This window comes from uncultured Eudoraea sp. (assembly GCF_947490415.1).
In the GTDB taxonomy this organism is placed as follows: Bacteria; Bacteroidota; Bacteroidia; order Flavobacteriales; family Flavobacteriaceae; genus Eudoraea.
Window position 1 is genome coordinate 407,845 of the sequence record NZ_CANLGX010000004.1, and the last position, 25,567, is coordinate 433,411.

The 25,567-nt window shown below is 37.2% G+C and carries 25 protein-coding genes; 15 read left to right on the forward strand and 10 right to left on the reverse strand.

The window, feature by feature from the left end:
* The first annotated feature begins 712 nt into the window (after positions 1 to 712).
* The 3 genes from Q0874_RS13005 to Q0874_RS13015 all read left to right on the forward strand — a co-directional run bounded on the left by Q0874_RS13005 (position 713) and on the right by Q0874_RS13015 (position 6,356).
* Entirely contained in the window at positions 713 to 2,932 is a 2,220-nt protein-coding gene (locus Q0874_RS13005; protein ID WP_299163778.1) for an NADP-dependent isocitrate dehydrogenase, read from the forward strand.
* 122 nt (positions 2,933 to 3,054) lie between these two features.
* Positions 3,055 to 5,457 (forward strand): TonB-dependent receptor, encoded by a 2,403-nt coding sequence (locus Q0874_RS13010; RefSeq protein ID WP_299163779.1) that lies wholly within the window; start codon positions 3,055 to 3,057, stop codon positions 5,455 to 5,457.
* Positions 5,458 to 5,465: 8 nt separating this feature from the next.
* Positions 5,466 to 6,356 carry a DUF4249 family protein gene (locus tag Q0874_RS13015; protein WP_299163781.1) on the forward strand — a complete coding sequence of 297 codons (891 nt, stop codon included), beginning with the start codon at positions 5,466 to 5,468 and terminating at the stop codon, positions 6,354 to 6,356.
* A 56-nt stretch (positions 6,357 to 6,412) separates the two neighbouring features.
* On the opposite strand, the gene Q0874_RS13020 is transcribed toward Q0874_RS13015, so the two are convergent.
* A complete protein-coding gene (locus tag Q0874_RS13020) occupies positions 6,413 to 7,549 on the reverse strand; it encodes a glycerate kinase (protein ID WP_299163784.1) in 1,137 nt (378 codons plus the stop codon).
* A gap of 158 nt (positions 7,550 to 7,707) precedes the next feature.
* Here Q0874_RS13020 and Q0874_RS13025 point away from each other — a divergent pair, with 158 nt between their 5' ends.
* From Q0874_RS13025 to rplT, 5 genes are all read left to right on the forward strand, one after another.
* The gene (locus Q0874_RS13025; protein WP_299163786.1) at positions 7,708 to 7,935 is read left to right on the forward strand and encodes a DUF6095 family protein; all 228 of its coding nucleotides are present in this window, start codon (positions 7,708 to 7,710) and stop codon (positions 7,933 to 7,935) included.
* 111 nt (positions 7,936 to 8,046) lie between these two features.
* On the forward strand, positions 8,047 to 9,987 hold the full coding sequence (gene thrS, locus Q0874_RS13030) for a threonine--tRNA ligase (protein ID WP_299163787.1): 1,941 nt from the start codon (positions 8,047 to 8,049) through the stop codon (positions 9,985 to 9,987).
* A 36-nt stretch (positions 9,988 to 10,023) separates the two neighbouring features.
* Complete coding sequence (infC, locus tag Q0874_RS13035) at positions 10,024 to 10,572, forward strand: translation initiation factor IF-3 (protein ID WP_299163984.1); 549 nt, start codon at positions 10,024 to 10,026, stop codon at positions 10,570 to 10,572.
* A gap of 40 nt (positions 10,573 to 10,612) precedes the next feature.
* A complete protein-coding gene (gene rpmI / locus Q0874_RS13040) occupies positions 10,613 to 10,810 on the forward strand; it encodes a 50S ribosomal protein L35 (RefSeq protein ID WP_299163788.1) in 198 nt (65 codons plus the stop codon).
* A 101-nt stretch (positions 10,811 to 10,911) separates the two neighbouring features.
* Positions 10,912 to 11,256, forward strand: coding sequence for a 50S ribosomal protein L20 (gene rplT / locus Q0874_RS13045; protein ID WP_019670295.1), 345 nt, complete (start codon positions 10,912 to 10,914; stop codon positions 11,254 to 11,256).
* Between the two features lie 69 nt (positions 11,257 to 11,325).
* Here rplT and Q0874_RS13050 read toward each other — a convergent pair whose 3' ends face one another.
* Positions 11,326 to 11,748, reverse strand: a complete 423-nt coding sequence (locus Q0874_RS13050) for a secondary thiamine-phosphate synthase enzyme YjbQ (protein ID WP_299163791.1) — start codon at positions 11,746 to 11,748, stop codon at positions 11,326 to 11,328.
* Positions 11,749 to 11,832: 84 nt separating this feature from the next.
* Between Q0874_RS13050 and Q0874_RS13055 the strand changes: the two genes are divergently transcribed.
* Positions 11,833 to 12,636, forward strand: a complete 804-nt coding sequence (locus Q0874_RS13055; protein WP_299163793.1) for an HAD family hydrolase — start codon at positions 11,833 to 11,835, stop codon at positions 12,634 to 12,636.
* On the opposite strand, the gene Q0874_RS13060 is transcribed toward Q0874_RS13055, so the two are convergent.
* The 6 genes from Q0874_RS13060 to tgt all read right to left on the reverse strand — a co-directional run bounded on the left by Q0874_RS13060 (position 12,633) and on the right by tgt (position 19,813).
* Entirely contained in the window at positions 12,633 to 13,943 is a 1,311-nt protein-coding gene (locus tag Q0874_RS13060) for an asparagine synthetase B (protein ID WP_299163986.1), read from the reverse strand. The two genes, Q0874_RS13055 and Q0874_RS13060, sit on opposite strands and share 4 nt — an antisense overlap.
* Positions 13,930 to 15,483, reverse strand: coding sequence for a replicative DNA helicase (gene dnaB / locus Q0874_RS13065; protein WP_299163794.1), 1,554 nt, complete (start codon positions 15,481 to 15,483; stop codon positions 13,930 to 13,932). Before dnaB ends, Q0874_RS13060 begins: the two co-directional genes overlap by 14 nt.
* Before the next feature lie 168 nt (positions 15,484 to 15,651).
* Positions 15,652 to 16,605: an acetyl-CoA carboxylase carboxyltransferase subunit alpha gene (locus Q0874_RS13070; RefSeq protein WP_299163795.1), complete on the reverse strand. Its 954-nt coding sequence runs from the start codon at positions 16,603 to 16,605 to the stop codon at positions 15,652 to 15,654.
* Between the two features lie 97 nt (positions 16,606 to 16,702).
* Complete coding sequence (locus tag Q0874_RS13075; RefSeq protein WP_299163796.1) at positions 16,703 to 17,614, reverse strand: DMT family transporter; 912 nt, start codon at positions 17,612 to 17,614, stop codon at positions 16,703 to 16,705.
* Positions 17,601 to 18,680: an LptF/LptG family permease gene (locus Q0874_RS13080; protein ID WP_299163797.1), complete on the reverse strand. Its 1,080-nt coding sequence runs from the start codon at positions 18,678 to 18,680 to the stop codon at positions 17,601 to 17,603. The genes Q0874_RS13075 and Q0874_RS13080 overlap by 14 nt, the downstream gene beginning before the upstream one ends.
* Positions 18,681 to 18,682: 2 nt before the next feature.
* On the reverse strand, positions 18,683 to 19,813 hold the full coding sequence (gene tgt / locus Q0874_RS13085; protein WP_299163798.1) for a tRNA guanosine(34) transglycosylase Tgt: 1,131 nt from the start codon (positions 19,811 to 19,813) through the stop codon (positions 18,683 to 18,685).
* Positions 19,814 to 19,973: 160 nt separating this feature from the next.
* On the opposite strand from tgt, the gene Q0874_RS13090 reads away from it, so the two are divergent.
* Genes Q0874_RS13090 through Q0874_RS13100 form a run of 3 tightly spaced genes read left to right on the forward strand, consistent with a single transcriptional unit; the run spans position 19,974 to position 22,439 of the window.
* Positions 19,974 to 20,819, forward strand: a complete 846-nt coding sequence (locus tag Q0874_RS13090) for a transketolase (RefSeq protein ID WP_299163799.1) — start codon at positions 19,974 to 19,976, stop codon at positions 20,817 to 20,819.
* A 24-nt stretch (positions 20,820 to 20,843) separates the two neighbouring features.
* The gene (locus tag Q0874_RS13095) at positions 20,844 to 21,800 is read left to right on the forward strand and encodes a transketolase C-terminal domain-containing protein (RefSeq protein ID WP_299163800.1); all 957 of its coding nucleotides are present in this window, start codon (positions 20,844 to 20,846) and stop codon (positions 21,798 to 21,800) included.
* Between the two features lie 51 nt (positions 21,801 to 21,851).
* Entirely contained in the window at positions 21,852 to 22,439 is a 588-nt protein-coding gene (locus tag Q0874_RS13100) for an outer membrane beta-barrel protein (protein WP_299163801.1), read from the forward strand.
* A 69-nt stretch (positions 22,440 to 22,508) separates the two neighbouring features.
* Here Q0874_RS13100 and Q0874_RS13105 read toward each other — a convergent pair whose 3' ends face one another.
* Positions 22,509 to 23,459, reverse strand: coding sequence for a hypothetical protein (locus tag Q0874_RS13105; protein WP_299163802.1), 951 nt, complete (start codon positions 23,457 to 23,459; stop codon positions 22,509 to 22,511).
* A 78-nt stretch (positions 23,460 to 23,537) separates the two neighbouring features.
* On the opposite strand from Q0874_RS13105, the gene Q0874_RS13110 reads away from it, so the two are divergent.
* From Q0874_RS13110 to Q0874_RS13120, 3 genes are read left to right on the forward strand one after another with little or no spacing between them, the layout of a single operon-like run.
* Positions 23,538 to 23,909, forward strand: a complete 372-nt coding sequence (locus tag Q0874_RS13110) for a S4 domain-containing protein (RefSeq protein WP_299163803.1) — start codon at positions 23,538 to 23,540, stop codon at positions 23,907 to 23,909.
* Positions 23,896 to 24,477, forward strand: coding sequence for a methyltransferase domain-containing protein (locus Q0874_RS13115; RefSeq protein ID WP_299163804.1), 582 nt, complete (start codon positions 23,896 to 23,898; stop codon positions 24,475 to 24,477). The genes Q0874_RS13110 and Q0874_RS13115 overlap by 14 nt, the downstream gene beginning before the upstream one ends.
* A 12-nt stretch (positions 24,478 to 24,489) precedes the next feature.
* The gene (locus tag Q0874_RS13120) at positions 24,490 to 24,990 is read left to right on the forward strand and encodes a phosphoribosyltransferase family protein (RefSeq protein WP_299163805.1); all 501 of its coding nucleotides are present in this window, start codon (positions 24,490 to 24,492) and stop codon (positions 24,988 to 24,990) included.
* Here the strand turns inward: Q0874_RS13120 and Q0874_RS13125 are convergent.
* Positions 24,979 to 25,494, reverse strand: coding sequence for a shikimate kinase (locus tag Q0874_RS13125; RefSeq protein WP_299163806.1), 516 nt, complete (start codon positions 25,492 to 25,494; stop codon positions 24,979 to 24,981). The two genes, Q0874_RS13120 and Q0874_RS13125, sit on opposite strands and share 12 nt — an antisense overlap.
* Positions 25,495 to 25,567 lie beyond the last annotated feature (73 nt).

The window sequence follows — 25,567 nt, forward strand, 5'->3', positions numbered from 1 at the left end:
CAGATGAGGCCGATTTGTATTAATATATGCTGCTGAATAACCCTTTTGACAAATAATTGCAAACTTCCTAGTTATGAACAATTGTTCATAAAACAAGTTTATAAACTGTTGATTATTAAATTCTTGCAAAATTTGATTTATGCTCAAAAATTATGTATATTTATTTTATGGTTTAAGAGAGTTACCTGTCTAGGGTAAATCAATGAGGCCATTATAAAGTTGACGTTCTTTATATTATTGTCTAGTCTTAAAATTAAAGTAGGGTAATTTATTACCAGATTTTAACAAAGATGAGCATAACGAAGGAGAGCTGTAGTTTTCCTGAGGTGTGTGGGTTTATTTACGTTAAATTTAGAACTTAGGTTTTAGATTTAAGATAGATGAATTAAAACGATGAGAAGAAGCCTTCAGTTGTTACTTGGTTGAAAAATTAAGAACAAAGAAAGTTTCAAACGTTGATTTAGTTAGTCAAATGCAATCAATGGTTGCCGTGCTGTACTCCGGTACAGAACAAAAAGTTTGCTAGCTAATTCTAGAAAGCCATGTCAATGTACTTGTACAATGATATGGCTTTTGTTTTTTGTTACTTTTCCCTATTAGTTTCATTCTTTTGGCAAGCTCCCTTGACTTAAATTAAAGTTTAAAAAACGGTGGTTTTATGATCTGTTAAAATTGTATATTTGCTGCGCTTAAAACAAATTCTCTTTAATTTATGCCAAGAATAATATACACTAAAACCGACGAGGCACCGGCATTAGCAACCCAATCACTTTTACCAATAGTAAAGGCATTCACTAAAACAGCTGGTGTAGCCATTGAAGTAAAGGACATCTCCCTGGCCAGTAGGATTTTAGCAACTTTCCCAGATTTTTTGGAGGAGGACCAACGAACCCCTGATGATCTGACTGAATTGGGTGACTTGGCAAAAACACCAGAAGCAAATATCATTAAACTGCCAAATATTAGTGCGTCAATTCCTCAACTAAAAGACGCAATTGCAGAGCTACAAAAAAAAGGATACAAATTGCCAGATTACCCGGATGAACCCAAAAACGAAAAGGATTTTGAGCTTAAGTCCAGATATGACCGTATTAAGGGAAGTGCAGTAAATCCTGTATTGCGGGAAGGTAACTCTGATAGAAGAGCTCCAGTGCCCATAAAGAATTATGCCAAGAAAAATCCGCATTCAATGGGTGCCTGGGATTCCAATTCAAAAACACATGTTGCCACAATGGCACATGGTGATTTTAAATCCAATGAAAAATCACTAACAATTGAGAAAGCTACTGATGTTAAAATAGTTTTATCGGGTACTGATGGTTCAGTAAACACTTTAAAAGAAAAAATACCCTTGTTGAAAGGTGAGATAATTGATGCGACCGTCCTCAGTAAAACGGCACTTCTCCAATTCTTAAAAGAACAGTTGGCAGATGCCAAGAAAAAAGGAGTCCTATTCTCAGTTCATCTGAAGGCAACTATGATGAAAGTCTCAGACCCTATTATCTTCGGTCATGTAATGGAAGTTTATTTTGCTGAAGTATTTAACAAGTATGCAGCACTTTTTGAGGAAATTGGCATCAGTTCTAATGATGGTCTCGAAATGTTATTCGAAAAATTAAAAACCCTTCCCGAGAATAAAAGAACAGAAATTGAGGAAGAAATAATGCAAGCCCTGCAAGATGGCCCTGATCTTGCTATGGTAAATTCCGAAAAAGGAATTACTAACCTCCATGTACCAAGCGACATCATTATTGATGCATCTATGCCTGCTATGATCCGTACTTCGGGTCAAATGTGGAATAAGGAAGGAAAGCTCCAGGACACTAAAGCCATAATACCTGACAGCAGCTACGCGGGTGTTTATAAAGCTACTATTGATTTTTGCAAAAAGAACGGAGCTTTTGATCCCCGAACCATGGGAACTGTGCCTAATGTTGGCCTTATGGCTCAGAAAGCAGAAGAATATGGCTCGCACGACAAAACCTTCGAAATTAAAAAGGATGGTTTTGTAAGTATTATTGATAATCACACGGGGGAAGAGCTTTTAAAACATAAAGTAGAAACAGGTGATATATGGAGGATGTGTCAGGTTAAAGATGCCCCAATTCAGGATTGGGTAAAACTTGCTGTATCCAGGGCAAGAACTTCTAATACTCCGGCTGTTTTCTGGCTGGATAAGGAGCGTGCTCATGACGCTGAACTGATTAAAAAAGTAAACAAATATCTTCCGGAAAATGATACTTCTGGCTTGGATATCAGAATATTGTCTCCGGTAGATGCTACAAATTTTACACTAAATAGGATTATTGCAGGTAAAGATACCATCTCGGTATCGGGGAATGTATTGAGAGACTATTTAACTGATCTGTTTCCAATTCTCGAAGTTGGAACCAGTGCAAAAATGCTCTCTATTGTACCCCTAATGAATGGTGGCGGATTGTTTGAAACCGGAGCCGGGGGTTCTGCACCGAAACATGTGGAACAATTCCTTGAAGAAGGTCATCTGAGATGGGATTCATTAGGTGAATTTTTAGCACTTAGTGTATCGCTCGACTTTTATGGAAATAAAAATAACAATATCAAGGCCTTAGTTTTGGCCAAAGCACTGGATAAAGCCACTGAAGAATTTTTGGATAACGATAAATCGCCATCAAGAAAAGTAGGTGAATTGGATACCAGAGGAAGTCATTTTTATTTAGGCCTATATTGGGCCAGGGCTCTTGCCAATCAGGAAGAGGATAGTGAACTTAAAAATACTTTTACAAAACTTGGCAACTCACTTGAAAAAAATTCCCAAAGAATTGTCAAAGAATTGATTGATGCCCAAGGTACTCCGCAGGATATTGGCGGTTATTATAAACCGGATCCCGTACTTATGAGCAGCGCCATGAGACCAAGTAAAACCTTAAATTTTTTGTTAGAACAAATTTGATACTAATTCAGTAATAAAATTAAAGACCTCAACGAATTCAGTTGGGGTCTCTTCATTTTAAAATACTGTTAACAATGAATAGATTGTAATCTTAATGCATATTTTTGGAGAAAATTGCCTTAATGTACCAACCCTTACGACAATTCGTAATTATCCTCTTTTTTATTTCCTCATTTTGCCTCTTTTCACAGCAAAAGTATACCTTCAGTGGAACAATTACAGAAGCCTCGAGCAATGAGACATTAATTGGAGTTACTTTACTGATCCCTGAAATAAATACCGGTGTTACCACTAATGATTATGGTTTTTACTCCCTAACCCTACCTGAAGGAGATTATCAAATCAGACTGAGTTATTTAGGATATCAGGACATCGTGCAAACCATATCACTTACCCAGGACCTCAGAATAAATTTTGAAATGTTTGAAGAGGTTGAACAATTAGACGAAGTTGTGGTAACCGAAGATGTGGAAAAAGTTAATATTCGCAAACCGCAAATGAGTGTGAATACGCTTTCTGTACAAACAATTAAAAAAATTCCCGTGATTTTGGGTGAGGCAGATGTAATAAAATCTTTGCTTCTTCTACCAGGTGTTACCAGCGCGGGTGAGGCGTCTTCGGGTTTTAATGTGCGTGGCGGAGCAGCAGATCAGAACCTCATACTGCTTGATGAAGCAACTATTTTTAACTCTTCACATTTATTTGGCTTTTTCTCCGTATTTAATCCGGATGCCATAAAGGACGTAAAACTATTTAAAGGGGGTATTCCGTCCAGATATGGAGGACGTGTATCTTCTGTCCTTGAAATATTTCAAAAAGAAGGGAATAGTAACAAATTCCATATGACCGGAGGCATAGGAGCAGTTGCAAGCCGGCTGCTTGCTGAAGGGCCAATTGTAAAAGATAAGGCCGCCTTTTTAATTGGCGGGAGAGCCTCTTATGCACATTTAGCTCTTCCCCTATTTGATATTCCCAACAAAGCGTATTTCTATGACCTTAATGCTAAACTAAATTATAAAATAAATGAAAGGAACAATATTTACCTTTCAGGTTACTTTGGACGGGATGTTTTTAGCATTTCAGACAGTTTTGAAAACACTTATGGCAATAGCGTAGTTAACTTTCGCTGGAATCATCTCTTCTCAAATAAATTATTTTCCAACCTCTCTCTAATTTACTCGGATTATTACTATGGTTTGGAGCTGGATTTTGTTGGATTTAAGTGGAATTCCGGGATTAAGAATTTTAATGTCAAGTATGACCTTAAACATTATCTCAGTGAAAAATTGCGAATTAACTACGGGTTAAATAATATCTACTATAAATTTAATCCGGGAAAAATAGTTCCAAACAGTCCGGAATCTGGAATTGTAGAAGAACAACTTATTGAAAAATATGCCAATGAATTTGCGGCCTATGTGGATGTAGAACATAATGTAACTCAGGACTTAAGTTTGAATTATGGCCTAAGATTCAGTTATTTTATGAGACTGGGACAAGATGAATTAAACGTTTATGAAAACAATAACCCGGTAATTTTTGACCCTTTCCTACTTATTTATAAGGAAGCTGAGCCTATTGGGACCATAAATCCAGGCAGAGGGGAAACTTTAGCTTCATTCGCCAATTTGGAACCGCGGATTTCACTGGCATATACCCTAAATCCGGATAATTCATTTAAAGCCAGTTATACAAGACTAGCTCAATACCTTCACCTATTATCTAATACCAGCTCACCTACTCCTCTGGACGTCTGGACACCCAGTGGTCCTTTTGTTAAGCCCCAACTGCTAGATCAATATGCTCTTGGGTATTTCAGAAATATAAAAAACGGGGATTATTCCTTTGAGACGGAAGTCTTCTATAAAGACATAGAAAATAGAATAGATTATATAGATGGAGCAAACCTTATCGCGAATAATGCTATTGAGCAGGTAATTTTAAACGGTACTGCGCGGGCATATGGTCTTGAATTGTTGTTTAGAAAAAACCAGGGAAAGTTTCAGGGATGGCTGGCATATACATTATCCAGATCAGAACAAAGGACTCCGGGAAGAGCTCCTGTTGAAGACAATGGCAGATCTAATATGGAAACAGGCATTAATCTGGGAGAATGGTATAACACTCCATATGATAAAACACATGATATTTCGGTGTACGGAAGTTACACACTCAATAAGAAATGGACTTTTAATAGCAATTTTATTTATCAAACCGGACAGCCTACCAATTACCCCGTAGGTCAGTTTGAGTTTCAGGGAATTGTTGTTCCCTATTACGGATTTCGAAACCTGGAACGCTTGCCGGACTACCACAGACTTGATATAGCTGCTACGCTTACGCCAAAGAAAAATGAAGGGAGAAACTGGAAGTCCGAATGGGTGTTCAGCCTTTATAATGTATATAATCGGATGAATGCAGCATCTATTAATTTCAGGGAAAATCAGGATACCGGTGTTAATGAAGCGGTGCGTACTTCTATTTTTGGTATTGTACCCTCAGTAACCTATAATTTTAAATTTTAATCTCTACTATGAAAAAATATATCTACCTCTTAGTGGTTTTAGTACTAAACGTTGCCTGCGAAGATGTCATAGACGTGGAAGTCCCCAATGAGGAACCAAGACTGGTAGTAGATGCCCTGATACGGGTCGATATAGATGAACTATTTATTCCGGTGGAGGTTAAATTATCTTTAAGCAGTGATTTTTTTAATGATAATACGCCAACGTCGGCAGAGACTGTAGTGATCCAATATGAAGAGTATGAAGGTGATAGGGTAATTGATACGCGCTTTTCAAATTTAGCTGAGTTAGAGCCCGGATCAGGCATTTACACACCAGACCCCAACTTTGATAGTGATCAAAGAATACCAACCAATATATTAGACAGGAATTGGGTGTTTAACCTATTGATAAATCACCAGGGCCGCCGTTATCTTGCCACCACAAAATATGTGCCGGCGGTTCCAATAGATTCTCTAGTTCAAGGAGATGGTACACTTTTTAATGATGATGAAACAGAAATAATTGTAACATTTACGGATGATCCTGAAAGGGATAGTTTTTATCTTTTCGACTTCAGTTTTAGCGAATTTCTGGTTACCGAAGATAAATTTTACAAAGGACAGCAATTTAGTTTTTCGTACTTCTATGACAAAATATTTGAACCTAATACAGAAATAGAGATTGGACTAATGGGGGCGGATCAGACTTTTTTTAACTATATGGATCTCCTGATTGAGCAAACCACTAATGATGCTGGTATTTTTTCCACTCCCGTGGCTACCGTTCGGGGGAATGTTTTTGATATTACTGATATAGACAATATTGACGTATCAGATAGCGTGGGTCAGCCTAACATATTTCCGCTGGGGTATTTCGCCATAGTTCAGGAATATAAGGATACTCTGGTTATCCAGTAAGGGAATTATGCCTGAATCCTAATATGGTAGTGAGCTTTACCACGTACAATCACCCCTTATCTTTTTATGTAATTCTTAAAAAAATTTGCTATGGCTAGTTCAATTAAACTGGAGGCGTTTTCCATACTATAGGAAAGTGACATTGATGGATCTCGTATTTCTATGACTTCAACATTACCCATCTCATTTAAGTGTTTTGCATTTACCTCTGAAACTCCACAAACGACTATGACCGGAATATTGTAATTTTTACCCAATTGGCATACTCCATTTATTAATTTCCCTCTTAAGGTTTGTTCGTCAATTTTACCTTCCCCTGTAATAATGAAATCTATTGAATTGGATTCTAAAAGTTTATCTATTCGTGCCAGTTTGAATATGAAATGGGTACCGCTTATAAACTCCGCATCTAAAAACGTCTTTAACCCATATGCCGCACCACCGGCCGCTCCGGATCCGGGTATATCCGCATAGTCCTTTCCCATTTCCCCTTTAACAATGGTATGCAAGTCTTTCAAACCATTATCCAGGAATTCTATATCCTCTTTATTCCCACCTTTCTGAGCCGAATAAACGTAAGCTGCCCCAGTTGGTCCAAATAATGGATTGTCTACATCGTTAACAGCATAAACCTCCAAATTTTTATAATCTTTTAGGAATTTGGAAGGGATTATAGCATTAATCTTAGATAAATTTCCTCCTATCGGTTTCAGTAAATTTCCAAATTCATCCTGAAATGAAAATCCAAGCGCCTTTGCTATTCCCAAACCCGCATCGGTGGTTGCACTACCCCCCAGGCCAATATATATTTTTTTAGCCCCTTTTAAAACTGCATCCTTCATTTGAATTCCTGTCCCTATGGTTGAGGTTTGCAAAGGGTCGCGTTCCTCATTACTCAATAATTCCAGTCCGGAGGCCTTAGCAAGTTCTATATAGGCCTCTCCTGTTTGCCGGTTTAATAAATATTCGGTAGTTATTTTTCTTCCTAAAGGGTCTGTCGTATGAACTTCAATGGTTTCTAATTGCTTATAATGCTTTACTGAATCAAGAAAACCATCTCCCCCATCGGAAGCTGTGACGCTGTAAATCCCCGCTTTTGGAAATATAGAAGAAACGCCCCTTTCAATTGCGGCTATCACCTGTTTCGCGTTAAGAGATCCCTTAAATTTATCGGGAACCAGTAGAAAATTCATATGTTTTATTTAATGAAGATTTGAATAATCCCAACAGAAAGTTTAATCATAATTTTGATTTCTTCCTGAAATGTACATGTCTATTTATTTAACCCCTTTTGTATAAATATAGCGCAATATTCTTATTTTTAACCAGATCAATCTGGTATAGGCCGAATATGAAAACGAACAAAGATTTAATTATTAAAGGAATAAAATACCTTGCCTATACACTTGTTCTTATGTTTACTGCACCTGTGGTATTGTATCAGGCATTCAAAAATACCGAACATTCATTTTACCTTCCTGTACTCGTCGTTGGTTTCATTCTGGCCATTGGCGCCATAGCTTTGGGTTTCTATAGTATTAAGATACTCATGGAAGGTATTTTTACCAGTAATAAATAGTTAATCGACAAAATATTAGGGTTTTTAAATCTAATGAAAATCATTTAGGGATATTTTGCCTTCATATTCTTAAGATGCTATCTTTGCAAACTTAAATCCTCATACCAGCATATGATTAAAATAACACTCCCGGACGGGTCAGTTAGAGAGTATGAAAAAGGCATAACTCCTTTAGATGTTGCCAAAAGCATTAGTGAAGGTTTGGCCAGGAATGTTATTTCCGCAAAATTCAATGACACTGTGGTGGAAACGGTTTCAGCCTTAAATGAGGATGGCAAACTTGTACTTTATACCTGGAGCAATACAGAAGGGAAAAAAGCATTTTGGCACTCCTCCTCACATATCATAGCCCAGGCCCTGGAGGAGTTATACCCGGGAATCAAACTTACTATTGGTCCTGCTATTGAAAACGGGTTTTATTATGATGTGGATTTTGGGGAGCAATCAATTTCTGAAAAAGATTTTCCGGCTATTGAACAAAAAGCTTTGGAAATTGCCCGTGGAAAACACGACTTTAAAATGCGTTCAGTTTCCAAGAAGGATGCGTTACAATTTTATAAAGACCAGAGCAATGAATACAAGGTAGAACTCATTGAAAATCTTGAGGATGGTAGCATTACCTTTTGTGATCATGATACCTTTACCGATTTATGCAGGGGCGGTCATATCCCAAATACAGGCATCGTAAAGGCCATTAAAATAATGAATGTAGCAGGAGCCTACTGGCGTGGCGATGAGAATAAAACGCAACTTACACGTGTTTACGGCATTTCTTTTCCAAAGCAAAAAGAACTAACAGAATATTTGGAATTACTCGAAGAAGCCAAGAAAAGAGATCATAGGAAGTTAGGTAAAGAGTTGGAATTATTTACTTTTTCCAAAAAAGTGGGACAAGGATTACCACTGTGGCTTCCAAAGGGTGCTGCTCTGCGGGAACGCCTTGAAAATTTCCTGAAGAAAGCTCAGAAAAAGGCTGGTTACGAAATGGTGATTACGCCACATATTGGGCAAAAAGAATTATATGTCACTTCCGGACATTATGAGAAATATGGAGAAGACAGTTTTCAGCCTATACATACCCCTAAGGCAGACGAGGAATTTTTATTAAAACCAATGAATTGTCCCCACCACTGCGAAATATTTAATTCTAAACCATTGAGCTATAGGGAACTTCCAAAACGTTTTGCCGAATTTGGAACAGTTTATCGTTATGAACAAAGTGGTGAACTTCACGGACTAACACGGGTAAGGGGTTTTACCCAGGATGATGCACACATTTTTTGTACACCAGATCAATTACATCAGGAATTTATTGATGTTATTGACCTATCACTCTATGTTTTGGGTTCTTTGGGGTTTGAAAATTTTACGGCACAGGTATCCCTGAGAGATCCGGAGAAGCCTGAAAAATATATTGGTTCTATAGAAAACTGGGACAAAGCGGAAAAAGCAATCATTAACGCCGCTGAAGAAAAAAGTTTGAATTTTATAATTGAAAAAGGTGAGGCAGCGTTTTACGGTCCTAAACTAGATTTCATGGTCAAAGATGCTCTTGGCAGAAACTGGCAATTGGGAACAATTCAGGTCGATTACAATCTCCCGGAGCGCTTTGAACTTACGTATAAAGGCAGTGATAATGAGCTACACAGACCTGTTATGATACACAGGGCGCCTTTTGGCAGCATGGAACGATTTGTTGCCTTGTTACTTGAACATACCGGAGGAAATTTTCCATTATGGCTCACACCAGATCAGGCTATTATTTTGCCAGTAAGTGAGAAACATGAAAAATATGCCGAAAAAGTTTTAAATTCATTGGAAAATGACGAAATTCGCGCGCTCATTGATGTTAGGAATGAGACCGTAGGGAAGAAAATACGAGAGGCAGAAATGAATAAAATACCATTTATGCTTATCGTTGGTGAAAATGAAGAGGAACAAAATACAATTTCGGTTCGTAAGCACGGGGGTGAAGACCTGGGAATGCTTAGTCTAAAGGAATTTGTAAACTTGGTCGAAAAGGAAATAAGTAGTACCTTAAAGTCATTTTAAAAAAATTAAGTTTAATTAAATATATCAGTCATAGCAATACGAAGAAGATTTAGGCCCCAACCTCGGAGGGAAAACAAGAATCCTCATAATATCAATGAAAAAATTACATCACCAAGTGTACGCTTGGTTGGTGATAATGTAGAAGTGGGGGTATTTCCCATTGCTAAAGCAATTTCACTGGCAGAAGAACAAGGTCTGGATTTGGTGGAGATTTCACCTAAAGCAGATCCGCCGGTATGCAAGATTATAGATTACAAGAAATTCCTTTACGAGCAGAAAAAGCGAGAAAAGGTAATGAAGGCGAAAGCCACCAAAGTAATCGTAAAAGAAATTAGATTTGGGCCCAATACGGATGATCACGATTATGAGTTCAAAAAGAAACATGCGGAAAAGTTTCTTAAAGACGGAGCTAAATTAAAGGCCTATGTTTTTTTTAAAGGAAGATCAATAGTTTATAAGGATAAGGGAGAAATACTCTTATTGAAACTAGCACAGGAGTTGGAAGAATTTGGCAAGGTTGAGCAAATGCCAAGACTTGAAGGAAAGCGAATGACAATGTTCATTGCTCCTAAGACGAAAAAATAAGAAAGAAAAGAAGCGAGATTAATAAACAAATAGGAAGAAAATGCCTAAGATGAAAACAAAATCCAGTGCCAAAAAGCGGTTTAAGCTTACAGGTTCTGGTAAAATTAAAAGAAAGCACGCTTTTAAGAGTCATATTTTGACAAAGAAATCTAAAAAGCGAAAGCTTAAGCTAACACATTCAACATTAGTACATGACTCTGATGTTGCGAATATTAAAGGACAATTGGGATTAAAATAAATTGTTCTTTGGGTAATCAGTATTAACCATGGAGTTGGGCTTTTAAAAGTGTTTTGAGAATAATTCTTTGAGCCGCCTGCTACAAAAACAAATGTAAAAAAATGCCAAGATCAGTAAATTCAGTCGCTTCCAGAGCCAGAAGAAAAAAGGTAATGAAGCAAGCCAAAGGTTATTTTGGAAGACGTAAAAATGTCTGGACAGTAGCCAAAAATGCGGTCGAAAAAGCAATGGTATACGCTTATAGAGACCGTAGAAATAAGAAAAGAAATTTCCGTGCACTATGGATCACCCGTATTAATGCAGGTGCAAGATTACATGGAATGTCTTATTCGCAATTTATGGGAAAAGTAAAAGCCAATAACATAGAACTTAATAGAAAAGTTCTGGCAGATTTGGCAATGAACCACCCGGATGCCTTTAAAGCTGTTGTGGATAAAGTAAAATAATAAAAAGAATTCTCGCTTTAAAGCCCTGACTAAAACAGTCAGGGCTTTTTTTATTCAATATGCAAAAAGTTAACTGCCAATACAGCTAAGGATCAAACTACGACCTGAAGCATTATTTCTGTGTTCACATAAATATATCCCTTGCCAAATGCCCAGATTTAAACGGCCTCTACTAATCGGAATTTGAATAGACGACCCCATTAGAGAAGCTTTTATATGAGCAGGCATATCATCTGAACCTTCATAGGTATGGACATAATATGGCGCATCCTCCGGCACCATGATATTCATATGCGCCTCAAAATCTGAACGCACAGTTGGGTCTGCATTTTCATTAATAGTTAAACTTGCTGATGTATGTTTTATGAACACATTTAGGACTCCAATCTTAATTCCCTGTAACTCTGGAAAACTATCTTCAATAGTCTCTGTAATTAAATGAAAACCCCTTTTATATGGTTTTAATCGTATTTCTTTTTGATAAATATTCATCACGATTTATGTTAGTGTAAAACTTCAAGAAAGTTACTAGTATTTTAAACATAAAAAATACCTTTGTCCTTTACAATTAGAAATATGAATTTATCAGCAATTAAAATGGTGGTTACAGACATGGATGGAACACTGTTGAATTCCAGGCATGAGGTGAGCCAGCATTTTTTTGAATTGTATGAGGAATTAAAAAACCGGGGAATCCTTTTTGTGGCGGCCAGCGGTCGCCAATACAACAGTATTGCTGATAAGCTTAGTAAAATACAAAGTGAGATAATTATCATCGCAGAGAATGGTGGATTGGTTATACATAATGACCAGGAACTGATTTCAACTCCTTTGGATTCAGTTTCAAAGAATGTAATTCTTGAAATTTTGGGTCAGATTGATGGGGCATTCCCAGTATTATGTGGTAAACACAATGCATATATACTTGGTGACTCCCCAAAATTCATCAATACGCTTAAAGAGTACTATACCAAATATGAGATTTTAGACGATCTGCAGAAGTTTGATAGCGAAGTGATAAAGATTGCTGTATATCACTATGGAGGCTCAGAAAAATACATATATCCTGCTGTGAAACACCTGGAGGGTATACTAAAAGTCAAAGTATCCGGTGAAAACTGGGTAGATTTATCTCATATAAATGCGCATAAAGGTTTTGCACTAAAGCAGATACAGGAACAACATGGAATTGGTCCTGATGAAACTCTGGTATTTGGGGACTACAATAACGACCTGGAAATGCTTGCCCTGGCAAAATATAGTTTTGCTATGGCAAATTCACACCCTAATGTTTTAAAAGCGGCAAATTACAGGACCTTGAGCAACGATGATTTTGGGGTAGAGCATATCCTGAAAAAACTATTAAAGGATAAAAATTAGGTCTTTTGTTTTTTCTTGCGTGCTGCAGGAAATAAAACATTGTTTAAAATAAGCCGGTAGCCGGGTGAATTTGGATGAAGTTCCAATTCAGTTTTAGGATCCCCTACCCTATGCTGATAGTCTTCCGGATCATGTCCTCCATAGAAAGTAAAAAATCCTTTGCCCTTAATGCCATGAATATAACGCGCTTCACCATTAATTTTATTTTCCCCTAAGACAAGTACTGTTGCTTTAACTTCATCCCTGGCAAAAGCTGTTGTCTGACCCATAAAACCTTTAACCAATGACGTATGATTCTGGCAAAGCATGGTTGGAACAGGATCCCATTTTGCCGAAAAATCCATCAAGCTAAAATAATCAGTTTCCCGTGCAACATTGCTCCGTTTACTGGTCATATCAATGGATGAAAATTCGTAACGCAGTGGGTTTCTCTCTAATGTAAAATTGGTAAAGGCAAAGGTTTTTTTAAAATCCAGTTTGCTTTGATAATTGGCGTCTGACGGATCCCCATCAAACATTGGTTCACAAATATCAACCCCATCTGCAGCGAGAGCGATATCAAAACTATCTGTTGCAGAGCACATTGCGAACATAAATCCTCCACCTATTACATAATTTCTTATTTTAAGCACAACCGCCCTTTTCTCTTCTGAAACCTTATTGAATCCAAGCTTTGCCGCCAAGGCTTCGGCTTCTTGCTTCCCTTCAATATACCATGGGGCAGCTCTGTAAGCCCCATAAAATTTACCAAATTGTCCTGTAAAATCTTCGTGATGTAAATGAAGCCAATCATATAAAACAAGTTTATTGTCAAGTACTTCTTCATCGTAAATAGTGATATAAGGGATTTCTGCATAAGTCAATGCCATGGTTACAGCATCATCCCACGGCTGATTATTCTTTGGTGAATAAACCGCTATTTTAGGTGCTTTCTCAAGAATCACAGCTTCCTGATTTTTAGACGGACTACTTATCTCATCCAAAATTGCTTGCGCCTGTCCGTCTGACAAAATTTCATAGCTAACACCCCGAATCTGGCACTCTTTTCTGATACTTTCGCCATCGGGTAATAAAAATGAGCCTCCCCTGTAGTTAAGTAACCATTGTACCTTTTGTTGTTTGGTTAATACCCAATAAGTAATGCCATAGGCTTTTAAATGGTTTTCCTGACTTTCTGCATCCATGGGAATGAGAATTGTAGAAGCACTGGAATGAAAGGACGTTAAGAAAAGAAATAGAATTGGTATCAGAAAGTTGGTAGTGGCAGGCTTTCTAAATTGGCGTATGCAGGTTTTAAAAAGGTACATCATTGTCATCCGGGTCTAAATCGGAATCCTCATTCATAGTTCTTCCAAAGGCTTCTTCAGCATTAGGAAGGTTTTTTGTAATGAATGGATTATCCCCATCTATATTCATCTTTGACTGAAACTCAAATGGCGAATCAAAGTCATCCAAGTTATCAAATTTACCCAGTTGAGCAATGAACTTTAACCTAATATTATCTAAACCACCATTCCTGTGTTTAGCTACAATAAACTCTGCCTGTCCCTGAGTAGGTGTTCGCTCTTCATCATCCCATTCATCAATTTTATAATATTCGGGACGATAAATAAAGGAAACGATATCCGCATCCTGCTCAATAGCACCTGATTCCCGGAGATCTGACAATATAGGTCTTTTACTACCTCCACGTGTTTCCACGGCCCTTGATAGCTGAGACAAAGCAATTACCGGAACATTTAATTCCTTTGCCAGTGCCTTTAAATTTCTTGAAATGGTTGAAATTTCCTGTTCCCTATTTCCCCCTTTTTGGCTGCCACCCGCAGTCATTAGTTGCAAATAATCAAGGACAATCAGTTTAATTTTATGTTGTGATGCCAGTCTTCTTGCTTTTGCCCTGAGATCAAAAATTGACAGCGAAGGTGTATCGTCAATGAATAGGGGTGCCTTTTCAAGTGCCTTTACTTTTACATTCAATTGTTCCCATTCATGTTTTTCCAATCTTCCTGTTCTAAGTTTCTCAGAAGGTAAACCGGTTTCTGAAGATATCAGCCTGGTGATTAATTGAACCGAAGACATCTCCAAAGAGAAAAAGGCCACCGGAATATTGGAATTGACAGCCATATTTCTAGCCATGGATAAGGTCAGGGCCGTTTTACCCATACCAGGCCGTGCGGCTATAATAATCAAATCACTTGGTTGCCAACCAGAAGTAAGCCTGTCTACCTTATCAAAACCAGAAGGAATACCACTTAATCCATCCTTATTAGATATTTCTTCAATTTTCTTTTTAGCCTGAATCACCAGGTTTTGAGCTGTTTCAGCAGAACGTTTTAAATTTCCCTGGGTAACTTCATATAATTTTGCTTCTGCGCTATCTAAAAGATCAAAAACATCCGTAGAATCTGTATAAGCATCCTCAATAATTTCACTGGAAATCTTAATTAAACTACGCTGAATATATTTTTGAAGAATAATCCTTGCATGGAACTCAATATGTGCCGAAGAAGCCACTTTTTGAGTTAATTTTATTAAATAAAAATCTCCGCCTACAGCCTCAAGTCGCTCATCTTTCCGTAGTTGGCTAGAAACGGTTAATAAATCCACCGGTTCTGAACTTTCAAACAGTTTAAAGATAGCCTCGTATATATAACGATGTGCATCTTTATAAAATGCATCGGGGTGTAAAATGTCAATAACTTCATCCACTCCTTTCTTATCAATCATCATTGCGCCAAGCACAACCTCCTCTAAATCAACAGCTTGAGGGGGTATTTTACCCTTCTCAAGGTTGATGATTGCCGGCTTACCTATTTTATGACCAATAATTGGACTGGGTTTTTCCATGGGTGCAAAAGTATGCAATTAACCTTAAGTTAACTTTAAATAAAGCTTTTCGGATATCAACCGTTAATTAACATTTGGTATGTTGATAAGTTACGAAATTGTGTTGATAACGAAAAAAATCCGAAGAATCAATTCTCCGGATTTTCTTCATCCTGATAAAAACGCTGATTAGCCGTTAAATACACCCATATTTGCATATTTATTCATACGGGCTGTAACTAGTTCTTTTGGTGATAACTTTTTGAGATCATCATAATTCTTAGCAATTTTATTTTTCACAATTTCAAAAGTTTTTTCTCTATTACTATGAGCGCCCCCAGCTGGTTCCCGAACAATCTCATCTATTAGTTTTAATTTTTTCATGTCTGTTGCTGTCAGTTTTAATGCTTCAGCAGCAATTTCCTTGTACTCCCAACTTCTCCATAAAATAGAAGAACAGGATTCGGGTGATATTACAGAATACCAGGTATTTTCAAGCATCAATACCCTGTCACCTACCCCTATTCCCAAGGCACCACCTGAAGCACCTTCTCCTATGATCACCACAATAATAGGTACTTTAAGGCGGGTCATTTCCAGTATATTTCTGGCTATAGCCTCCCCTTGGCCTCGCTGTTCTGCTTCAATACCGGGATAGGCTCCGGGAGTGTCTATTAAACAAACAACGGGAATTTTAAATTTTTCAGCAGACTTCATAAGTCTGAGTGCTTTCCTATAACCTTCAGGATTGGCCATCCCAAAATTCCTGTACTGCCTGGTCTTTGTATTGTATCCTTTTTGTTGGCCAATAAACATATAACTTTGGTCCCCTATTTTACCAAGACCACCAATCATGGCTTTGTCATCTTTCACATTTCTGTCACCATGCAATTCTAAAAAAGTATCCCCGCAAATGGCTTTAATATAATCCAAAGTATAAGGTCTGTTTGGATGTCTTGAAAGTTGCACCCTCTGCCAGGCAGAAAGATTTTTATAGATATCTTTTCGTGTTTCGTCTAATTTTTTTTCAATCTGCCGACAGGTATCCGTTACATCAACTTCACTCTCCTCGCCAATAATCTGGCATTTCTCCAATTGCTCTACCAATTCCTTAATAGGAAGTTCAAATTCTAAATATTCCATTAAAAAAGGTTTTTGCCACTTTTAATATGGCATTAGTTTGATTGTATGAACAAATATAAAATATTATACCGTCTTATACATTAAATTAATAAACACTTCAGGAAACCCCGTCACTTATTCCATTTCCAATATTTGATTTTCTCCTGTTCTTTAAGATCCCATTGGCAATTATAGTGGTAACTATAATTAGCGCTCCAATATAAAAAAGAGGGCTCATCTTTTCGCTTTGTCCAAAGATTAATAACGCTAGTATTATACCATAAATTGGTTCTAAATTTATAGTCAGCATAACGGTATATGGGCTGATAAATCTCATAACTTTTACAGCGGCAATAAAAGCATATGCTGTGCATACAGATGCCAGGATAAAAATGAAAAACCAGTCACTGATTGCGAGTGTAAAAAATGCTCTATTAAAGGATCCGTTTATGGCCAGATAAATTGAAATAAAAAGTGCACCGCTTATCAATTCGTAAAAAGATATTGTCGACGGCTTATTTGTTTTAATTAATTGTCCGTTAATTAAGGTAAATATCGATCCCAGGAGTGCAGAAATAAGAGCCAGGCCCATACCCAGACTATAAGAAGTGCTTACATTAAAAATAAGGTATAAACCAAATACAACCATCAAACCAAATACAACTTCATACCAAATCATTTTCCTTCCATACCATATTGGTTCCAGAAATGCAGTAAACAATGCGCCAGTAGACATTGTTACCAATGCAATGGATACGTTAGACACTTTAATTGCTTTAAAAAATGTGACCCAGTGCAACGCAATTATGACACCAGCCGTCAACATTACCAACAAAGTTTTATTACTGACCCTAAGGGAATAGCGCTTAAATAAAATAAAAACAGCAACTAAAGAGGCGGCGATGAGCATTCGATACCAAACCAAAGGCATGGCATCTATTGAAATTAATTTTCCAAGTACTGCCGTAAAACCCCAAATAAATACAATCAGGTGAAGATGCAGGTAGTTTTTAAACTTATCGCTTGGCATTTTTAAGCAAATAAAATCCTAAAATACCAAATACCACATTAGGTATTATTACGGCCAGCAAAGGTGAAAAACCAGATTGCTCGGCTAGAGTACCAAAAACTTTGTCAAAAAATATATAAATGAAAGCAACCCCAATTCCAAAGGCAAGGTTTACCCCCATCCCACCACGGCGTTTCACCGAAGAAACGGCCACTCCAATGACGGTAAGAATAAATGCGGTAATTGGAAGTGCCCACCGTCTGTATTTTACCAAAATATAAGTGTTTATATTGGATGCCCCTTTATTTTTCTGAACCTCAATAAATTCATTAAGTTCAAATAAATTCTTGGTCTCAGCTACATAGGACACCGGTGTTAAATCTTCAATATTGAATATAAATAAAGTATCCAGTCTCCTCTTTGTCTCAATAATCTCCTTATTCGCCCTTATCTTCCGTTTCATGTATGATGTTAATCTATATAAGCTGTCTTTTGGTACCCAACGGATATTACTGGCAGATATCTTATAATCCAGTTGATTTTGATCATTGAAGTGTTCAAAAGTAAAATTATAACCTATCTTTCTTGCCGGATCAAAACTACTGACATAAATAAAATCACTCTCATTCAGTTGGTTAAAAATATTGCTGGTAATCCGGTCTTTATTACCTCTTTTTAAATATTCAAACTTAAACTCATTGTACCCTTTACTCGCATTAGGCACAATGAACATTCCCATAAAAAACATCATTACAGCAATTATACTTGCCCCTATCCAGTAAGGTCGCAAAAAGCGGCTATATGAAACTCCGGAACTTAGAATAGCCACTATTTCGGTATTATTGGCCAACTTTGAAGTAAAGAAAATAATAGATAAAAACAAAAAGATAGGAAACAACAAACTACCGATGTATATCGTAAAATTAAGATAGTAGATAAGTATTTCATTCAGAGGAGCTTCATTATCAATCATCTTACCTATCTGCTCCGCCAGATTAAGCATAATACCAATGGGCACAAACAGCAATAGCATCGTTCCAAAAGTGACCAGATATCGTTTTAATATGTATTTGTCTAAAATTGTCATGCTTATAGCCTCTTATCCATTTGCCGAACCATCTGATCTTTCCAGTTTGAAAAAGTTCCTTCCAAAATATGATTTCTGGCCTCCCGAACTAATCGTATATAAAAACCAAGGTTGTGAATCGTGGCAATTTGTTTCCCTAAATATTCATTTGCCGCAAATAAATGACGTAAATATGCTTTCGTATATTCTTTATCAACAAAGGTAGTACCCTCCTCATCAATCAGGGAAAAATCATTCTCCCATTTTTTATTTTTGATATTAATAGTCCCATGTGCAGTAAACAGCATACCGTTCCTTGCATTTCTGGTTGGCATAACACAATCAAACATATCTATTCCTAACGCAATGTTTTCTAAAATATTAATTGGTGTACCCACACCCATAAGGTAACGTGGCTTATCCTTAGGTAAAATATTACAAACTACCTCGGTCATGGCATACATTTCCTCTGCCGGTTCTCCAACAGAAAGGCCGCCTATGGCATTTCCTTCTGCCCCGGCATTTGCAATGTACTCTGCAGACTGAATGCGCAGGTCCTTATAAGTAGATCCTTGAACTATTGGAAAAAACGATTGAGAAAAACCATATTTAAAGGGTAAATTATCTAAATGCCTTATACATCTGTCTAACCATCTATGGGTCATGTTCATAGATTGCTTTGCATAATTGTAATCGCATGGATATGGCGTACATTCATCAAAGGCCATAATAATATCTGCACCGATTGCCCTTTGGATTTCCATAACATTTTCAGGAGTAAACATATGTAAAGAGCCATCAATATGAGATTTGAACTTTACGCCTTCTTCCTTTATTTTTCTGTTGGCAGAGAGGGAGTATACCTGGTAACCCCCGCTGTCTGTGAGAATATTTCTATCCCAACCCATAAACTTATGAAGTCCGCCTGCCTGCTCTAAAATGGAAATTTTTGGCCTTAAGAATAAATGGTAGGTATTACTTAAAATAATATCTGGATCAATTTCATCACGAAGTTCTCTCTGATGTACCCCTTTTACAGATGCTGCAGTTCCAACAGGCATAAATATTGGAGTCTTAATTACACCATGGTCCGTTACTATTTCGCCGGCACGGGCCGCTGTCCCAGGATCTGTATGTTCTAATTTAAACTTCAAAGCAAGATTTCAATGGCAAATATACTCAACTGACGTGCATAAAATACTTAACAAAAAAATAAAGTTCTTCAAAGGGTTCTAACGTTAATAAATTATTATAACTACTCTTGTGCAGGCAAAAGTTTGCCATTACATTTGACGCTGATAAAACAGAGATAAAATGTCAGAATTAAAGGAATTACAGGATCTTGTTTCACAAGTTCGTCGAGACATTGTACGCATGGTGCACAAAGTGAATTCTGGTCACCCGGGAGGCTCTCTGGGGTGTACAGAATTTATGGTAGCCTTGTATTATGAAATTATGGACTTAAAAGAAGGTTTTGATATGAATGGACGTGATGAAGATATTTTCTTTTTATCTAACGGCCATATTTCTCCGCTTTTTTATAGTGTACTTGCCAGACGTGGCTACTTCCCAGTTGAAGAATTACAAACATTTAGATTATTGAATTCCCGCCTGCAAGGTCATCCTGCAACACATGAAGGGCTGCCCGGGGTGCGAATAGCTTCCGGTTCCTTAGGGCAGGGTATGTCTGTTGCGATTGGTGCAGCATTGGCGAAAAAATTAAATAAAGATCAACATCTGATATACAGTCTGCATGGCGATGGCGAATTACAAGAGGGACAGAATTGGGAAGCGATAATGTATGCTGCAGGAAATAAGGTTGATAACTTAATAGCCACCATTGATCATAATGGTCAGCAAATTGATGGTGCCACCTCTGATGTATTACCTATGGGCGACTTAAAGAAAAAGTTTGAAGCATTTGGATGGGATACCCTGGAAATTAAAAATGGGAATAATCTGGAGGACATTATCAAAGGGCTCAAAGCAGCGAAGCAAAGAACGGGTAAAGGCAAACCGGTTTGTGTAATCATGGATACTGTAATGGGTCATGGAGTAGATTTTATGATGTATACACATGCATGGCATGGTAAAGCACCCAATGATGCACAATTAGAAATTGCATTAAACCAGAATCCGGAAACACTCGGGGACTATTAATCCTCAATACGAAAAATCGAATTAATGAAAAAGTATATAGATCAAGGAAAGAAGGACACAAGAAGTGGTTACGGAGCCGGTATGACCGTGCTCGGTCGTACAAATCCAAAAGTAGTAGCTCTTTGTGCTGATTTGGTAGGTTCTCTCAAAATTCAGGAATTCATAGATGAAAATCCGGAACGCTTTTTTCAGGTTGGAATCGCTGAAGCAAATATGATGGGCATTGCAGCAGGACTTACCATTGGGGGATATATTCCTTTTACCGGTACTTTTGCCAACTTTTCTACCGGCAGGGTTTATGATCAGATCAGACAGTCCATAGCTTATTCCGGTAAGAACGTAAAAATATGTGCTTCTCATGCTGGTATAACACTTGGCGAAGATGGAGCAACACACCAGATTCTGGAAGATATTGGGTTAATGAAAATGTTACCCGGTATGACGGTCATTAATACCTGTGATTTCAATCAGACAAAAGCCGCCACGATTGCCATTGCAGAACATGAGGGACCGGTATATTTGAGATTTGGAAGGCCCGCCGTAGCTAATTTTACTCCGGTAGATCAGAATTTTGAGATAGGAAAAGCAATCCTTTTAAATGAAGGCACGGATGTTACTATAGTGGCCACAGGGCATTTAGTCTGGCAATCATTAATTGCAGCTGAAAACCTGGAAAGTAAAGGCATTTCAGCTGAGGTAATTAATATACATACCATTAAGCCATTAGATGAGGAAACCATAATTAAATCAGTAAAAAAGACGGGGGCCATAGTAACTGCTGAAGAACATAATTATCTGGGTGGACTTGGAGAAAGTGTAGCCAGAACTTTAACTAGCAGTTATCCTGTACCTCAGGAGTTTATTGCCACTCAGGACATCTTTGGTGAAAGTGGAACACCCGATCAATTAATGGAAAAATATGGTTTGGATAATAAAGCCATAGAAAAGGCCGTTTTGGGGGTATTAAAAAGAAAGGCGTAAAAACTTGTGGTTCCGTTTTAGATACCACAAAGCCAATAAAACGAGAACATTATGAAAAACACACTTGTAATTATCCTATTCTGTATAGGCTGTTTATCAACTTTTGCTCAAAAAAAATCCGGTATCGGCATTAAGGCCGGACTAAATTACAGTTCCAACGGGGATTACCTGGAGGATGTCAACGAAGCGATTCAAAATCCGGATGCAAATGTAGGTTATCACATTGGGTTTTATGGAAAATTGGGAGATAAATATTATCTGCGACCAGAAGTGGTCTATACACACACAAAATCCGGTTATAACGATGGGGACCTTGTAATTGACAAATTGGATATTCCCATATTAGGCGGTTGGAGAATAATTGGTCCACTGAATATTTTTGCCGGACCGTCTTTTCAATACATTTTTAATTCAAAGTTCAGCGATATCACTATAGATAGTATAGAAAACGATTTTACTGTTGGTCTGAATATTGGAGCAGGACTTAATCTGGGCAGAATAGGATTGGAAATACGTTATGAAACGGGTTTCGGTGAAAATATAGCCACTTTTATAAATACAAACATTACCTCTTTACCTGAAAGCAGGGTAGATACCAGGGCTAATCAGGTTATTTTTAGTTTATCATTTTTATTCTGACCCATTAATCAACATAATAAAAAAAGCCTGCAAAAATGCAGGCTTTTTTATTTGACATTATTCTTTCTATTAACTATCAGCATCAAGATAATCGGGAATTCCGTCTCCATCAGAATCAGGAAATGAAATATTTCCTTCACTGTCTATCACAATTTCATCTCTGGTAAGTATTCTATCCTGATCATCATCACGATCTAAATGATTTGGAACAAACCCGAATCCAGAGGACAGTTCCGTACTTGCATCCGTATTATCATCAGAAAGATTTCCATTATTATTTAAATCTTCCATTATAGAAGGAATTCCATCATTATCGTAATCCGTAGCTTCTATAAATAAACCAGTATTTACCTGAAAAACAAGTATGTCGTAATTAAAGATACCGCTACCTAATGGAGGGTTATTATAATACGCTAATCCGGAAGGAATAAACATTAATCCAATACCACTTCCAGTAATTTCTATAGTGCCATCAGGATTGGAAATAATTTCACCACCTACCCTGAAATTTGAAACTCCGGCAGCATATCCCCTAAGAAAAAAGGGCAGATATTGCCACGTATAGGTAGAGTTACTGTCAAAAATATTGCCGGAAAGTAACTGTCCTTCATAGGCAACAAAAGTTGAATCTCCCACTGTAGGACTTTCCCCAATTCCTTCTCGCGCAGCAAGATAATAAAGCGTATGATTCACAGTTACATCCTCATCCAAATTAAAAGTTTCAGACGAAACAGGGATTGTCATGGTTGATACCTGATCTATCAGAGGAATTTTATCATCAGTTAGACTAGTAATAGTATCCAAAACTATCTTATAATCGAAATCCGCAGGTGGGCTCTCAAATTCTTCATAGTTATAGTAATGCGTTTTTAAGTATTCTATAATTGTCGCATCATTTTCTGCTTCAACCTCAGCAAGGGGTCTTGGCGGTATAACCTCTACATTCGTACTATCATCTTTTTTACAGGAGGCTATAATAGCAAAGACAGCAATAAAGAGTATAACTCCTTTTTCTTTCATAGATCTTCTTTTGAAGCCCGCAAGATACAATTTTCCCCTATTTTTGTTGAAGTCCTTAACAAAGATTTTTGTTTGTAAATGCGTATAGATAAGTATTTATGGAGTACCCGCTATTATAAGACCCGAAATATGGCTACTGAAGCTTGTAAAAAAGGGCATGTGCGTATAAATGGTAAAACGGTTAAACCTTCAAGAGAAGTCTATAAACTGGATGAAATTATAGTTCGTAAAAATCAAATTAATTATGAACTTAGTGTCCTGGATGTGCCTTCCAGCCGGGTAAGTGCCAAACTGGTGGATATTTATAGAAAAGATACCACCCCAAAGGAAGTATTTCAAAACCAAGAGTTAATGCAATTAAATAAAAATCAATACAGACAAAAAGGCGAAGGACGACCTACCAAAAAAGAAAGACGTGATATAGACGATTATCTGGATGAATCTGAATAAAGACTATTGGGAAGAGCGCTATGCTAGCAATAATTTGGGTTGGGATATAGGTTATGTTTCCACTCCCTTAAAAGAGTATATTGATCAAATTGAAAATAAAAACCTGAAGATATTAGTTCCCGGAGTCGGTAATGGGTATGAAGTAGTTTATCTCTATAATTCAGGTTTTAAAAATATTCATGTTATTGATCTTGCCCGGCAACCTTTGGATAAAATAAAGGCAGAAATTCCGGAAATTCCCGCCAGCCAATTAATATCTGGAGATTTTTTCGATCTGGAGATACAGGATTTCGACTTGATCCTGGAACAAACTTTTTTTTGTGCCCTAAATCCGGAACTACGCAAAAATTATGTACAGAAAATGTTACAGCTTTTAAAACCCGGTGGCAGGCTTGCAGGACTTTTATTTGACTTTCCACTAAGCCTTAACGGCCCCCCATTTGGAGGTAGTCCTAAAGAATACGAAGAATTGTTTAGCCCAACTTTTACCATAAATGTGCTGGAGCGGGCGATCAACTCTATCCCACCCAGAAAAGATAAGGAACTGTTTTTTATCTTTGAAAAATAATTTGACGCCATTATGCAAAATAAAATACTTTCCCATGTTCAGATTCAACATAAGATCAGAAGGATTGCCTATCAGATCTATGAGACCAATGTATCTGAGAAAAAAATTATCATCGCAGGAATTGTGGGGGGAGGCTTAAATTTTGCCAAAAAATTACAAGCAGTCCTGAAAGACATAACTACAGCTGAAATTGTATTGTGTAAAGTGATGATGGACAAAAAGAATCCTATTAAAAGTGGGGTTACAATGTCTATTCCGGAAAGTGAATACAAAAATAAATCAGTTGTTCTTGTTGATGACGTTTTAAATTCTGGGACCACCCTTATTTATGGGGTGCACCATTTTCTTAAAACGCCATTAAAACAATTAAAGACGGCCGTTTTGGTAAACAGAAACCATAAAAAATATCCTGTAAAAGCAGATTTTAAAGGGATTTCTCTTTCCACATCTTTACAGGAACATGTCATAGTAGAATTTAAGGCAAAAAATGATGCCGTTTATTTAGGGGAGTAAAGTTAGTATTTCATCTTTTACGGCTTCAGCATCCTTATGGTCTCCAATTATAGTGAAATGGGCACGAGAATAAAAAACCCCTCTTTCGAAAATATGTTTCCCTATAAACTCCGGTAAATCTTCATCCTTTAAATGTGCAATTAGTGGTCTGTGATCTTTCTCCCTATGGAGTCTTTGTATCAATGAAGCAATGGATAATTTAAGGTAAAAAACCAGGTCTGTTTTTTGAAGAATTGTATCCATATTGACACCGTAACAAGGTGTTCCACCTCCTAATGCTATAACCAAATCACGATTGTCATCAAGTAACGCATTTAGCAATTCGCTCTCCTTTTTTCTAAAGTACAGTTCCCCCTTAGTTGCAAATAAGTCAGCTATCTTCTCGTTTAACCTTGTTTCAATATAGTCATCCAGATCTACGAATTCAAAATTTAGCTCATTTGCAAGCAACTTCCCTGCAGTGGTTTTCCCACTACCCATATATCCTATAAGGACTACTTTCATTTTAAATATTTTAGTAAAAATGTACTAATTATCAAGGAATTCAAAGAAAACCTAAATTAATCTTTAAATGGAC